Source organism: Bradyrhizobium sp. SZCCHNRI1029, from assembly GCF_032487555.1.
Taxonomy (GTDB): domain Bacteria; phylum Pseudomonadota; class Alphaproteobacteria; order Rhizobiales; family Xanthobacteraceae; genus Bradyrhizobium.
The window spans coordinates 17,181-32,826 of sequence record NZ_JAUEUK010000021.1 but is presented as its reverse complement, the minus strand read 5'-3'; the positions used below and the strand labels follow the sequence as shown (position 1 = coordinate 32,826).

The 15,646-nt window shown below is 66.0% G+C and carries 3 protein-coding genes; all 3 read right to left on the bottom strand.

The genetic code is table 11. The features are described from left to right. Nucleotides 1–50 precede the first annotated feature (50 nt). Genes QW861_RS33660 through QW861_RS33650 form a run of 3 tightly spaced genes read right to left on the bottom strand, consistent with a single transcriptional unit; the run spans nt 51 to nt 15,642 of the window. Nucleotides 51–10,592, bottom strand: a complete 10,542-nt coding sequence (locus QW861_RS33660) for a LysM domain-containing protein (protein WP_316194029.1) — start codon at nt 10,590–10,592, stop codon at nt 51–53. Between the two features lie 14 nt (nt 10,593–10,606). Next, complete coding sequence (locus QW861_RS33655; RefSeq protein WP_316165040.1) at nt 10,607–12,022, bottom strand: hypothetical protein; 1,416 nt, start codon at nt 12,020–12,022, stop codon at nt 10,607–10,609. After that, nucleotides 12,019–15,642 (bottom strand): hypothetical protein, encoded by a 3,624-nt coding sequence (locus QW861_RS33650; protein WP_316194028.1) that lies wholly within the window; start codon nt 15,640–15,642, stop codon nt 12,019–12,021. The genes QW861_RS33655 and QW861_RS33650 overlap by 4 nt, the downstream gene beginning before the upstream one ends. Nucleotides 15,643–15,646 lie beyond the last annotated feature (4 nt).

The window sequence follows — 15,646 nt, the reverse complement described above, 5'->3', positions numbered from 1 at the left end:
GAGAGCATCTCCCACGACCGCCGCAGTTTCGATGCCGGGACCGGCGGCCTTCAGGCGCTCGTGACCTCGTGAGTGAGCCGGCCGACCTGGATCAACGGCTGCGTCGCATCGCCGACGCCACCGAAGACCTTCAGCTCGATCTCGACGCGGGGCCGGCCCGACGTCGTTGGCTTCGTCGTCGCCCGCCACGTATCGATCATCTGCGCGAACGGGGCCACGAAGGGCGGCTTCACGCCCGGATCGACCGCTGACGGGGTCGGCGTCAGCAGGTTGATCGGCAGCCGTACGCGCGGGATCGACGGCTGGCCGGCCACGATCTCATAGCTGTACATGCCCTGCATCGCGACCTCGTCGCTGGTGCCGCCATTGCCGCCGGCATAGAGCCCCGCGAAGAACGTCGTCAGGCGCGCATCGAGGTCACCGGTCGCCCCCGACATCGCGTCGAGCGAGAACGCCGTGTAGTTCAGCTGCGGAACCACCGTGGACGCAAACCGCACCTCCGGCGTCTGGAACAGGAACGCCGGGTTGGTGCTGGTGGTCTTGAGATCTGCCAGCGGGAACAGCGCGAGATTGCGCTGCACGAACACCGACGCCCAGCCGCTCTGGTATAGCAGCACATCGAGCGGAGCGATCGAAACGGTTCGGGCCGGCAACCCACGTGCCTCCTCTTCGCCAAGATAAACCGTCTTGCCGTCGACCTGACGCGCATAGACGTAGGCGATCTGCACGCCGACGGGCAGCTCTGCCGGAGGCACGGCCTGGGGCGTATAGAGCTCGGGTGCAATCGCGATCGCAGGCGCCGGAAGCGTGGTGGTGCCGTTCGAGATCGTGTTGGCCGCCGCATTCCAGCTCGCCGCCGTTCCATCGATGGTGATGTTGACGAGATTGGTGCGCGCGTGCCCGTCGCTGGTGCTGTCGAGCGTCGACAGAAACTTCACGATCACATGCGCGGGCGCCGTCGCGAGCTTGGCGGCTCCAACCGTCTCCCGCACATAGGCATCCGCGATCTGCCTGGTCTCCAGCGCAAAGGCGGCGGTCGCCTTGCGCGCGGCGGCCAGTTTTGCCGGATCCGGCTCAGCGCCATCGATGCCGACCAGATACTGGTTGAGGTCGCGCAGGATCGCCGGATAGTTGGTGACGAATTGAGCGAGCGCGGTGAACAGGTCGGGCTCGCCGCTCAACCTGGCCGAGCCGCGCAGCGTCGGCTCGGTCGGCCGGTTGAACTCCATCGTGCAGGACACTGCGTCGGCTGCCGCCTGCTGATAGAGGTAGTCGAACGAATAACCCCAGGCATTCAGCTTCGATGGATCGGTCGTGCCCTCGCCGGTGAGCTGCCGCGCCTGCTGCGCGGAGACCGTCGGCGGCGTCGGCAGATCGCGGTTGACCACGGGAATGTTGGTGACCTGCGTCCCCAGCGGATAGCTGAACGGCCCGTTGACGAAGGCGAGCCATCGCGAATCGACATAGCCGTCGATTCCGGGGACGGTACGCCGCTCGAATTCGAGATGAGTGAGCGAGAGCGTGAGCTCGAGCGGCACATAGGCCTGGTCGACGACGTTCTTGGTGGCGAACACGAAGGCCAGCCGCGGATCGTACCAGGTCTTGCTGGCGGGATCGTAGACTTCGCCGAGCGGGACGCGCGTCGGCGTCAGCGTGAAATTCTGATTGTCCGCGGCGCCCTTGATGCTGCCGCCCGGCTGACCGTAGAGGTTCGGCGGACCGGCCGGGTTGCTATCGCCTCCGCCGGTCACCTCGGTCACTCCGAAAACGACGGCCGCACCGGCCCGATAGGCTGCGCCAAGCTGATTGAGCAGCTGCTGGCGCAGCTTCTCGCTGGCGGCGAATCCGGTTGAAGGATCGCCCGCGCTGGTCGACAGCACCGGTAGCGTCTTCAGGCTGATCGTATCGGCCAGCGATTCCTTGGTCGACAGCACGCTTCCCAGCGAACCGTCCTTGAGCGGATCGGTCACCCCGTCGATCCGGTCGAGGATGAACGCGTGCGGCGCGTAGTCGGCCGACAGGAACTGATCGATGGCATCCAGCGCGCTCTGGAACCACTGGTTCAGATCGACACCGTCGAGATGCAGCGTGTCGGTGTCGCCGCTGTCATAGCGCGTGATCGTCGCATCGCCGCTGGCAAGCGCCTTGGCGATCGGCTTCGGCGCGAAATAGCTCGGTGACGTGCCCAGCTTGAAATGGATGCCCTGCCCGGCCGCCTTGCCGAAGCGGACGGCCCAGAGCTGCTGAGCGCCGTCGGCCGCATCCTCACCGTCGCGGGACAGGCCCTGCCCGACCTTGAGATACCAGTCGGCGGTGACGAAGACCGTTTCGACGATCTTGCTGAACTCCGTGTAGGATACATTGCCGTCGCCGTCGGTACGCGGCAGGATCGCCGCGGCCACGCCGGTGCCGCCCTGCAACGCCGCCACCGCCGGGTCGACCAGCAGCGGATTGCGGCTGAGTGTGAGCGTGACATCGAGCTCGAGGATGTTGCCGGCGGCGATCGCATTGACGTCGACCGGAAGCGACAAGGTCACAGCCGGGGCTGCGGGCGCCTGGCCGCGCGTCACGAGCTTCAGATACAGCACGCACGCGCGCACATAGCCGCGAATGATGTCCGCCTGCGCATCGCCAAGATCCACATCGGGCTTTGCCATCAGCGAATTCGACAGCCGCATCGCCACCGCGTTACCGGAGACACCCGGCACGGGGACGGCGACATCGGCGGAATAATCCTGATGCAGCTGATAGTAGATTCGGGTGTAGAGCGAGAGATCGTCGGCGGCCCGCGCCGCTCCGTCCGGTCCGGCATAGGCGGCGGCGTTGAGGGATAATGCGAGCTTGAACGCGGCACCGCCCGCCGCGTCATAGCTGTAGCTGGCATTGGTATTGATCCAGGACCCCAGCCCGATCAGCTCATCGCGGTACAGCATCGACACCGCAGCCCCGTTGAGCGCGCCGCGGTACCCTTGCGGCGGCGCCTCGAACGGTGTCACCGTGGTGTTGCCGAAGATATCGCGCCATTGCAGCGCGACCTGCGCCATGGTGCCGACGCCGAGATAGGGATTGGCCGCCTTCGGCGGCAGATCCGGATCAGACGGGTCCGGCGCGGCGTTGACCAGCGCGAACTGCGCCCCAATGCCGATGGACTGGCGATAGTCGAGATCGGCGATCGCGACCTGCGCCAGGCGGTCGCCGCGCGTCCGCGCCGAGCGCGCATGGCTCTCGAACGCGCTGGACTCATCGTCGTCATGGTCTTGGGGACCGAACGGCATGCCCAGCGGAGTAGCCTTGTAGAAGACGTTGCCCGCGAGTCCCGCGGCCAGCGAGGTGTAGAGCTGATACATCGTCTTCTTGGCAAAGTCCGGCGCCGCTGGATCGTCCGGCGGCAGGCCGAGATTGTCGCGCGTCAACGAGAACCCGATGTTCTGCGGTGGCAACTGGTCGCGCAGGGAGAACAGCTGCGGATCGAGATCGAGCACGGCATTGACCGGGAACAGCCCGGGCGCTGCGCTGGCGCCACGGGCGATCAGGTCGACATCCAACCCGTAATAGGAGGCCATGCTGGCAAAGCTCATCCCGGGCGCGGCCGAGGAACTGACCTGATAGGCCAGCGGCGGGATGTAGAACACGGCGGCCAGCGCAACAGCGACTTGTGGATTGAATGTGGCGATGTCCTGGCCGGTGATCGGATGGACTGCACCGGCTGAGAACAGTCTGGCGAGCTTGTCGAGCGTGGCCTGCGCGTCGATGGCCGCCCCGGTGCCGCGAACCAGATCCGCGTCGGTCAGTTGGCGCACCGCGCCCACGATCGGCACCAGCGCGCCCGCGGCGAGCGGCTTGGTCGCGTTGACCTCGGCGATCCGCCCGGGCCCGGGGCCGTAGATCGCCGCGAGCGCATCGAGCGATGCTCCCGCCGCAACCGGTGCCGTCTGGGCGGTCGAGGCGAGCGACACCGTCTGTACCAGATCGCTCTGCGGATCGACAGCGTCGGTCGTCACGAAGGCGTTGACGAAGTCGGGAAGCGTGGTGCCGAAGGACTCGCTGCCCTGCGCCGCGAACGTCACGACCATTGTCACGATGCCAGAGCCGGAGGAATCGAAGACGGCCGCCGGCAGGCCTTCCTCGCTTTCGACGTTCTCGTAGTAGAGATAGTAGCCGCCGCTGCGGACCGTGCTGAGCTCCCACATCAGGCGGATGAACTGCGCCGGCGAATTGGCAATGCCGCGCGGCGGAGCGTCCTCGGCGCTCAGCATCAGGCGCAGCGCCGCCGCAGGATTGGTCTCGGTCGACAGGTTGGTCTGGGTGATAAAGGCGAGGAAGTCGGCGTCCGCAGGCGTCACCAGCATCGGCGCGCCGGGTCCGGACTGGTTGTAGAGCAGGAAGACGGCGGAGGCGATGCCTTCGCCCAGCGCATCCATGGCGGTCAGGATGCGCTGCAGCCGCACCGCGTCCTCCGAGCTGGGTCCGACGAGCTCATAGACGAACGGCAGCGACGGCGCCGATGCCGGACCGCTCGGCAGATCGCCTGCGCCGGTGCCCTGAGCAGCCAGCGCCGTTGTGTCCGGCAGACGCTTGATCTCAATATCGAGCCGCGTGCACCAGGCCCAGCGCCCCAGGTCCGCATAGTCGGTGCGTCCGGTCGCGGGATTGCTGCGCCCGGTCTGCGGCTGGAACTTCGGCAGCAGCGCGAAGGTCGAGCGGAGATCCGGCATGACCGCGCGGATCGACTGCTCCCGCGTGGCGACCAGATTGGTCTGCGCCGGCGGCAGGCTCCATAGCGTCGGCTGCACCTGCGCGCCGGCATCGGCCGCCGCGGCCACGCCGCTGCGGTTCGTCAGAGCCAACAGGCTCGCGACGGATCCGCTCGACCAGCGCGCGTAGCCGCTGGCGGTAAACGGCCGCGGCTGACGCTCGGCGAGCGGCAGCGCCGCAAACGTCGGGCTCGGGACGAAATTGCCCGGCGCCCTGGCCCAGCTGACGACGACGTTCAGCGCGGCATAGGCCTGACTCAGATCGACGTCCATGCTGAGGTCGGTGGTGTCGTTCAGCAAGATGAAATCGAGCGGGACGCCGTGGCTCTGAGTCTCGCGTGCGAAGCCGACCTTGTAGCTCGTGGCAGAACTGGGCGTCGGGAATTGCTGGCCGGTGAGCTGATAGACGCCGTAGCCCGATTGCGTCCTCGGATAGAGGAACGCAGGCGACAGGGTCAGTCCATCCCGGACCGGCAGCCGCAACCCATAGACCAGGAAGCGCGAAACCATGCCGGCGGTCTGCCCGACCTGGCCCGTGGCCGCGATGGCCGACCACAACGCGCCGACCGACAGGGCCTGAAGACTGCCGACCGTGAGCAGGCCGCGCTCCGCCTGCACCGAGAACAGGCCGGCGACGCCGCGATTGGCGTCCGCCACTGCAACCGCAGTGGTCTGGAACAGGCTCGCGACCGTCGACAAGGTATCGGATGACGGGCCGGAGGTCCCTGCGGTCCTGTAGGCGATCGGCCAGATCGCGAGCGGCAAGGTCGGCTGCAGCAGGCCGGCGACGCCGTAGAGCACGCTCTGTGCAGCGAGCGCGTCGATCGAGATCGCGCCGAGCTGCAGCGCGATGTCGTCGAAGCTGTCGCCCTGCCGCGTCACACAGATCTGCTCCTGGCCGTGGCTGTTGGTGAGCAGCAGGACGACGCCGCCCTGCAGCATGTGACGGGCCCGGTTGGCCACGATCAGGCGGTCCGGCGTCGTGATCCAGCGCGGCGGCAACGCCGCATCGGAATAGCGGCCGGCGATGCCTTGCAGGGTGTCCCCGCTCTGCACCACATATTCGAGGCCGTCGATATGCAGCGACAGCCCGGCCCCCAAGGCATGGTCGACATTGGGCTGTACGATATCCGCAATCGTCAAGGCATTGCCGGCGATCCCGTTGAGCTCATCGAGAATGGCACCGATGCTGCTCGTCGGCGTCAGCGGATAGGCATAGCTCTGCAGCGCGTCGGCCGCGGCCTGGAGCAGTTGGCGCGCGATCAGCGTGAAGGTATCGACGAAAACCAGGGCCGCCATCGACTCCGCCGAGCTCGTATCGGTCTCCGCGGCAAGCCGGCGCGTTTCCTTGTTCTGGGCCTCGATGTTCGCGGCGACCTGCGCGAATATCTTGCTGACCGCGGTCGCGTAGCCGGGCGTGGCCGTGGTGTAGGTCTCGAACGCAATCGGCGCGGTCTCGCCACCGGACATGCCGGGGACCTGCAGCTTCAATCCGTCGAACACCGGAAACAGCACCGAACCGGCATCGAGCTTGGTCTTCAGCCCCGACGATTGCGCCGTCGCCGGATTGAAGATGTCGAGCGTGAAACCGTCGGCCAGGAACTGCAGCAGGCCCTTGATCGACAGGAACGGATCGGCCGTGTCGGCGAGACGCGCGACATAGGCCTCGAGCTGGGTGAGCGTCACCGACATGGCCAGCGTCTCGGCGAGCTCGGCCGCATCCCCGCTCTCGTTTCCCAGTGCGTCGATGATCCAGGGGAAGTAGACCTCGGCCAGCACGTCGAAGGACGTCTTGGTGGCGGACGGCGCGCTCGCCGCGGCATCCGGCGCGTCCATTGCGAGCAGGAGCACGAATGCCCCCTGGTTCGAGGCTGCGTCTGTGGCTGCCTCCGGAGCAAGCACGGTGTACTGCGCGCCCGCCATCAGCGACAGCTTCGGCTTGTTGCCATCTGCGGCGGCAAGGCCCATCCGGCGGGCGCTAGCGGGCCCGAGCCGCTTCGGTCGCGGCTTCAAGCTGCGCGCCAGCCGCATGGCCGCGTCCGGTCCGCGCGCGTGAGCCCGCTGCATCAGCAGCGCGTCGGCGCGTGCCCCCTGAACCTCCCATGGCGCCGTGCTGGTCTGTCCGATCACGAAGGTCGCAGAGACCTGGGCCGAGAACGACAGGCTGATGGAGATCGAGAACAGGCCGAGATTGATCTTGACCTTGAGGCTGATCGTCACGCTCGCGTTGGCGACCACCGGAATCTCGCGATAGCTCTCATAGGTGAGCTGGATCGACAGCACGATCTTGACATTGACCGAGGCTGAAATGATCGCGAAGTCGACGCTGCCATACAGCAGGCCGATGATGCCGACCGTTCCCGACAGCTTGAAATAATAGTCGCTCTGCAGCGCGCCGCTGCTGGCGCGCGATGCCAGCGTGCGCGCGGGGTCATATGGATGCCACGGCGCCACGACGCCTTCGACGATGCCGAAGACGGTGAGCGCAAAGCCCGCCTTCAGAGGCCCCTTCTCGAAATTGTAGCCCAGGCCGAGCTGCAGCCCTATGCCGAACTCGATGACGGGATCGAAAGTGCCGAGGTTGGTCTTCGGGATCTTGGTCGAGGTCGCGTTAGACAGTTTGCCGATGTAGAAGCCGCCCGCGCCCAGCACCGGCACGCCGTACACGATCACCGAGATCGAGAAGGAGCGGCGGAAATCGAGATTGTACGGGAAGCCGATGTCGATGAAGAAATCGCCGTTGGTGTAGACCTTGATCCCGAGCTGCGGCAGCGTGATCGACACCGCACCGAAATTGAGGTTGCGGATGATGTCCGGGAAGGTGAAGTCGATCTGGTAGACGCCGATGTCGTCGGTGATCTTCTTGTAGAGGATGTCGACGACGAGGTTGGCGAGCCCGCCCATCTTCTCGCCGGCGAGTGCCAGCCGCAGGCCGTAGAGATTCGGGTCATTGAACACCAGCATGGCATCGATCGACCAGGCGCCGGCCACCTTCATCAGGCCGAGATGCCCGGCAATGAGCCAGTTGTTGGACTGGTCGTAATAGGGCAGTCCGGGCGTCCCGCCGTCGTCCGCATTGGGATCGACCGGATTCATCTTGCCCGTCGTGCTGGGGACAGACTGCAGTGCGCAGATCACTTCCTTGGTACTGTTGAAGCTGGAATGGCCGGTGATGCCGATGCGCTGCCCAAGCACCAGCAGGAACAGCTTGAACCATTCCTCGCCCCGGCCGGGCACCGACGGCAGGTTCTGCACGTCCTGCCCCTTGGCGGGATCGAGCAGATTCTTGAATGCCGGATCATCGGCGACGAGCGGGCTCGAGCCCTCGATGGCGAGCGTCACCTTGCCGTCGGTGCCGCGACGGAAGGTCAGCGCGGTGATGCTGATGAAGCCGAGATTGATCGGGCTCGACAGCTCGTAGCTGGCCGACAGGCGCTGCGAGAAGCTCTCGCCGCTCTTGAGCGAGACGTTGACACGCAGCGCATCGAGCGAGATCTGGTTGAGCAGGTCCCATGGCGAATCCAGCGTGAAGTAAGGATTGCCGAGCGTACGCACCAGCGCCTGCACCAGCGAGCCGATGCTCCAGCCCTTGAGGCTGAACGTGACCAGCTCCTTGCCGCTCTCCCAATCCGCTCGAAAACCCTCCCACTCGACGAACAGAATGTTGTTGGAGCCCGCCTCCGTCGTCCTGAACTCATAGCCCATCGTGAGCTTGAGGTTGATCGCCGAGTAGATCCAGGTGCCTTGCGCGAAGCCGGAGAACTGCTGCTGGGCCGGCTTCTGGCCGTCATAGCTGACGCCGAGCCGCGCCGGATCGATGCCGACGGTCTGATCGCCGAAGGCGAACGTCCAGCTGAAGCCGACGGTGATGTCGTAGCTCGTCTTCAGCTCGCCCTGCTCGGCCGGAATGGTCGCGGTGATCGCGAATTCGGAGATGATGAGGTCGCCGGGCAGGAAGCTCGGGAAACCGTAGGCGCTGCCGGGCGAAAAGAACTGGTTGATCAGGTCCGAGACCTCGAGCGGTTCCTCCAGCGAGGCGGCGAGGTCCCACCGCTTCGGCGTTTCGAACCCGTCATAGGTCACGCTGACCTTGGTGTGCAACGGGCCGACATCGAGGAAGCCTCCGACGCTCGACTTCCATTGCGTCTGCGAGGCGGTTTGCAGCGCGCCCCCTCGCGAGGTCCGGAGCATCGGCAGCGGCGCCGCCCGCAGCAGCGTCGTCGCATTGCCCCCGTCTGGCGTCTGCGTCGGAGTCTGCGCCGCGATCGAGACCGTCCCCTCTCGCACGGCAAGGATCGGCTGGTTGTTGATCTTGAGCAGATTGAGCGTGAGGCTGAAGCCGGCGTCGAACTGAAAGCTCTGCGCGCCGTAGTCGACCGCGACCGCGATGTCGCCAAGTTCGAAATCGCCGACATTCTCGACGTCGAGCACGACGGCACCGCCGGACAGTGCCGTCAGGAAGTCGCTCAGCTTCGCGGTCCCGGCGAAGGATGCGAAGAACTGCTTCGCGGAGGTGAACTGGACGGTGAACACGCCGTCGCCCTCGCCGTCGGGCCCCTTGAAGACGCTCGGCGCCAGTACGAATTCGGTCGTGAAGTCGTAGGTCTGTTGCCGCTTGGTGCCGTCGAACGGATAGGCCATCGACCATTGCAGCGCGAAGCTCGTGATCTTGAAGTCGAGCACCCCGGTCGGCGGCAGGATTTGCCAGCTCGTATCCTTCGAGCTGCCGATCTCGATCGAGACCGCCGTGATCGTCGGCGAGCGGCCGAGCGTGCCGGCGATCGAGAAGCCGTTGAGACCGACAAAGGCGAGGAACTGCTGCAGCACATCGGGAGTCGCGGCGAGATAGCCGCCATTGCCGCCCATCACCTCGATCACCGTGGCCGGCGTCAGCGGCGCGCCGCCTTCGACGACGGCAAGTGCCACCGAATAGTTGGCATCGGCGCCGGGTGTGATCTCGACGTCGAGCTGATAGGAGCCGGTGCTGCCGACGTCGAACTGCGAGGAGATCGCGAGCGTCGGCGCCTGATCTCCGGCATCCGGATCGGCGGGATCGGCCAGCACCAGCACGCCGTCGACCTCATCGGCGCCATCGGGCGCGGGAATGGTCAGAGCGAGGCTCGGATCCCTGACCGTGAACTGCGACGCGAGCTTGAACGTGCCGTCCTGGATCGCGGCCCGCAGCTGCCCCGGCGGGAACAGCACGGTCTCGCCGTTGAAGATGTCCATGTTGAGCGCGCCGCTCAGCAGCAGATCGCCGGTCGGCGCGGTGAGGCCTGGAAACAGCAGCAGGAACGGCTTGGCGACATCCGGCAGAGCGACCTTGGCAACGAAATTCTGCACCGCGCCGCCGCTCACGGCACGCCCTGCGGAGTCACCATACGGGTAGGTGCCGGTCGCCGTCGAGAACACGAAGCTGACGTTCTTCAGGGTGCCGAACTGATTGAACGGGAAGCCGCCCATGAAGGCGAAGCTGCTGGTCCAGGTCCAGTTCGACGGCGTCGCCTCGGCCTGCACGATCAGTTGGTCGCCGTCCACGGTGAACACAAGCGTGGCCTTCGCGGCCAGCGGGGTCGCGGCGCCGATGAACGGGATCGTCGCCGACTGCACCGTGAACGCCGTCCCTTCGACGGGCCCGACATCGGATTTTGCCACCGTCACCTTGAAGTCGGCCGCGGCCTTGAGGAAGAAGGCCTGGCTCAGCCAGGCGTCGTAGTCGGCGGGGACCTTCACGGCGGGATCGGCGAGGCCCGCCGTCAGGAAGGCGGCATCGAGCGCGAAGGCGGTGTCGCCGGCGGCGGCTTCGACAGCGGCGCGGAGATTGTCGATAGCGCTCATCAGCCGGCGCTCCCTCAGATGTCGGCAGAGATGCCGAAGTGATCGCTGGTGTTGCGAACGCGTCCGTAGTTGCTCCAGCCGGTCAGATTTCCGGCACCGCCGATCCCCGGATAGTTCGCCGCCGTCGGTGCGCCCGGCCACCCCATCGGCGGCGCGGTGAACTGGTTGGCCAAAGCGATCGCACCGGGGGGAGGATTGTCCGGCGGCGCCATGACCCCGTTCATCGGCGTGCCGGTCACCGTGTTCATGATCGTGGTCTGATAGTTGTGCATGCCGTTGTGCGGCCAGACCAGGACGTTGTCGATCGAGTAGAACGGCGCGGCGACGAAGTTCGAGCCGACATAGCCGTAGCCGGGATAGAAGCTCTGTCCCGGCCCGCCGCCGTTGGACCAGAGGAACTTGGACGCCGCCGTCTTGTCCTTGCCGCGGATATGGGTGGAGAAATAACCCTTGTACTGGTCGAGATTGACAGGAACGCCCACCGCCGTCGGACTGACGAGCAGCGTGTAGGCACCGGGACCGCCGGTGAGCGGATTATAGAGGCCCGAGGCGGTACCATTGACGGCGAACAGGTTGACGTTGAAATCGCCGCCGATCACCCGCGTCTCGTTTACGCCCAGAGCGCCGACGACGTCGTTGATCGTCGACAGCGTGGTGATGTAGTTCGCCGCCGCCGGATTGTTCGGCGGGGAATGGATGCCGAAGATGGTGAGGTCTCGCTGCACGACGCCGAGATTATCGGCCTCGGTGAACGTCGCCATGAACGGCTCGCGCAGTCCGGCAAAGGCAACAGGAGCGCCGAGCGTGGTCGTGAAGGCGATCCGCGCCGCGACGACGTCCTCGTTGAGGCCGCCATTGTGCTGGGCACCCGCAGGGATCTGGCGCACCCCGCCCAGGCCCGGAGGCACCAGCATTCCATTGACGTTGACGGCACCGAGGGGCACCACCATGCCATTGTACGGCGTGGCGACGCCGCCGCCCGGCGGCACCGACACGCCGCCATGCCCGCCGGTCCAGATGTTGGGCCCGGTGAAGTAGCGGTTGAGGGTGCCAGCGGTGTTGGTGCGGCGATAGAGAATGCCAACCGTCTCTGAGCGCCCACCGACCCCGGTGTAGAGCGGCGGCACGGCGTTCCATCCGCCCGCCACCATCGTGGCGGGGTTGTTGAGCCCGAACTGCACCATGGCGAGCGCATTGATGCCGCCGGTCTGGCTCGCCAGAGCGTTGGGCGCATTGTCGCCCGAGCTCACCTCGATGATGACGATGATGTCCGGCTGCACGGCCGCCAGCACGGCATTGATCACCGCGCGGCGCTGGATCGCGCTCTGCATGTCGTTGAGACCGCCATGCCCGCGTTGCCGCTTGATCGAGGCCGAAAAGATCTTGTTGATCGAGAATTTCTCGATATTCCAGAACAGGATCCGCGTCATGATGACGGCTCCTGAAGCTCGGGCTTGCGTGCGGCGAATGCGAGCGACTGCTCGCAGCCCGGATTGTCGTCGGCGACATAGGCGGCGTACCAGCCGAGGCTGCCGGTGTTGTCGGGATCGCCGAACAGGAAGAACTGGATGTTGGCGGACGGCGGCAGCTTGGCGATGCCGAATATCTTGATGGCGATATCGTCGATCCGCAGGCAGTAGAACCACTTCGGACCGTCATCCGACAGCTTGCGTCCCGATGCGGTCGGCACCGGCTGGCGCAGGATCGAGATCGCCCCGACCGCAACCTTGATGACGCCCTGGATGCTGAACAGGCTGGCGCCGGGCGCCGCGCCCGGCAGGCTCATGCCGATGAAGACCGCATGCTGCGCATCCGATCCGGTGGTGACCGGCGACCATGCCGCGAGCAGCTGCGACTGGAAGCCGACGCCAGAGGCGAGCGCCCCCGGACCGCCGAGTGTGATGTCGTAGACGACGCCGAACCAGGGCCCCTCGAGTTCGGTGAGGTTGAGCTGCGACGTCACCGGCAGGAAGCCGAGATCGGACGGCTTCTGATCACCGGTCGCGTTGACGAAGCTCTTCAGTTGCAGCGCGAAGCCGCGGAACAGGCTGGTGTCGCGCATCGTCGAGCCGTTGAGATTCCAGGCCAGGTTGCCGGTCGCGACCCCAAACCTTTTGGCTCCGGGCGTCGCCTGCGGATAGGTCATGCCGATGACGAGGCCGGAGAAGGCGAGCCCGACCCCGAGCGCTTCCTCGGGCGTATCCGGCGGACTGCCGAACGACAGCAGGTCGAGCGTCTCTCCGATGGTGCTCTGAAGCGCCGTGAAATCGAGCTGCCCCCAGACGAGGAAGTTGCTCGCCACCGTGGCGCCCTGGTCCTGGGTGCCAATCGTGTTGAACTGCACCCGGTCGAAGGCCACGGCCGGCAGCACGTTCGACGGGCTGGTCAGCACGTTGGTCGTGTTCTGCTCGAAGACATAGGCGCCGCGGCCGCCCTGATCGACATAGCTGCCCTTGAGCACGATTCCCGTGAAAGGCTGCGGCTTGCCGCGCGAGTACAGCCGCGCCACCGGCGCGCCGAACAGCGCCGCGACCGAGAGCTGGACGTGGCTGTCGAACCGCGTCAGCCTGGCGTTCTCGAACAACGACTGCAGCTGCAGCACGGTAAAATCGAACTCGCCGCTCATCTGCACCGCCACCGGCACGTCAGGCGCAACGCCGTTGGAGATGTTCATCGCATAGCGCGGGTCTTCGTAGTCGATCAGGCCGAACAGGCTCGAATTGCCCTGCGGCATCGTGATCCGACCGCTCCGGCCGTCGACCGTGACGCGGCTGACGGTGAAGCCGAAATGATGGGCGTTGAAGCGGGTGAAGTCGATGCCGGCGGCAAGCCCCGCAATCTCGGGCGGCATGTCACGCTGGCCGAGGTCGGCCGCGAGCACGATGACGCCGGTCCAGTTCGGGTCTTGGGCGATGCGCGCGAAATTCTCGTAGAATGGGCCGGACGGTCCCTTCGAGCGTGCGATGGCGTCCGCGATGTAGTCCTGTAGCCATTGCGACAGGCCTGTGTAGGACAGCGCAGCGGTGACCGGCGGTGTGCCGGGCAACAAAGAGAACTGCTCCGCGGACGTCCACCGATTGGCATTCGTGACCCGCTCCAGCAACGAGCCAGAGCAGAACTTCATGATCATCACGTTGCGGTAGGCGGTGGCCGAGGCGCCGGCGCCGACCGCCGCGGTCATGGTCCAGCCCGCAATATTGACGGTGTTGGCGAACTGGGCGCCTGTGCCGAACGGCTCCGGATTGACGGCGACCAGAAAGAGCTGGTTGGTCTGCAAGGCGTCCTGCATCGCCTGGGAGGGAGCGGATAGCGCGAATGGCAGGGTGTTGCCGTCGCGGTCGATCGACTGCGCCATGCTGACCTTCAGATAGGCCCCCGTCGTCGGATCTCGCTCGATGATGAAGCCCTGCGGCGTCGTCCCATCGGTGCTCGGGCCGTCCGGCAGCGTGCCGCGCAACGCGTGAGCCCGCGCCGCCTGCACACGCGTCGACCACGTCTTGCTGCCATAGCTCGAGATCAGCGACTTGCGGGTCGCAGCCACGATCTGGCTTTCGAACTGGACGAGCGTCGCGCCATCGAGGCCGCTGCTCGCAGCAGCTCCATAAGGCGCCAACGGAAACGTCTTGTCGCTGCCCTGGGCGAGCGGCATGAATGGCGGTGCCGATTGCAGGATCTCCGCATTCGGAGCGCCGGCCGCGGCCGTACTATAGATCGCGCTGCCCTCGGGCTCGGCCAGATAGTCGACGGCCCCGCCCCCGGCGACGATGGTCACCCAGGAGGTCTGGTGGACGTCGGTCAGGCGCGGCGCAACGGCACCGCTCGCGGGACGGTTGAGATCCGCAGTCTCGAATGGGAACACCGGCGCGTAGCCGGGCTTCGAGGGAATGGCGTTGAGACGATCGTTCTGCGCTGCGGGCTGGCTGGCGTCGTACGCCTTGAAGCTGAGCGCCTCCGATCCGAATAGTCCACCCATCAGTTTCGCAAGCTGCCCCGCCGAACTGCCATCGGCGCCGAGCGCATAGTGGCCGGCCAGGCTGAGATAGGTCGTGCCAGTGTCGACCGCGGCCGTCTTCGCGGCGCTGGTCGCAAAGGCGAAGCCCCCTGCTCCGAGCGCCGGCGCCGTGTCCGTGCTGCTAGCCCCGACCGGCGTCAGTTGCACGACACGCCCGCCGGTCGTGCGGAATTCGCTCGTCAGCGCAGGCGCCCCCTTGATGGCGAACCCCGAACGCAGATACCCCTGCTCGAGCTGCTCTCGGCCGATCACGCGGTTGGCCGGATCGCCGAGGTCGAAGGCACCTGCGATCGAAAGCTGCGACGGCAACGCCGCCACCGTCATGGCTGCATATTGCGCAGCTTGCAGCGACGTCGTCGCGCTGTTGTTGATGACGTAGCGGATGCCCTGCTCCAAGCCCTGGCTGACGAACGCCTGCTTCGAATCGAGCAGCCCATCGAAGGTTACGCAACCGGTGTTGGCGCCGCCGAACGGCACATAGGCGTAGATGCGATTGTTGGAGGTCGGCGCAAGGCGAATGCCCAGCGGGTTGTCGCCCTTGCCCGAAAAGCCGATGAACGGAGGTGAGCTCAGCGCCGAGCCCGACAGGCGCAGCGCCCCACCCTCGATATCGATCCGGCTCTGATCGAGGATGTAGAATTTGGCGTTGCTGGCAAACCACAGGTTCAGGTTGCCCGAGACCTGGTAGACCGGCGGCAGATTGATGAAGGAGACGCCATAGCGCTCGAAGTCGCCGAACGCGACCGGGTTGGCAGACGCGAGCCAGACGACAGCACGATTGCGCGTCGCCTTGCTGATATAGGCCCGGACACGCTCGGCGAACCCGCCGGGATCCCGATCGAGATCGGCGGGCCGCTGTGTCGCAAACAGATAACTGCCACCGTACTTCTTCAGCGAGTCGTCGTAATTGATGAACGGTGGCAGAGACGAGCCCGTGCCGAGAAGGTAGCCGGCCCAGCCAACCGAGCCGGCAACCTTGGTCTCGTAAATCGCAGAGGAGTCGACCTGCTCGAACTGCGCTGACGCGGACGCGTCCATGCTC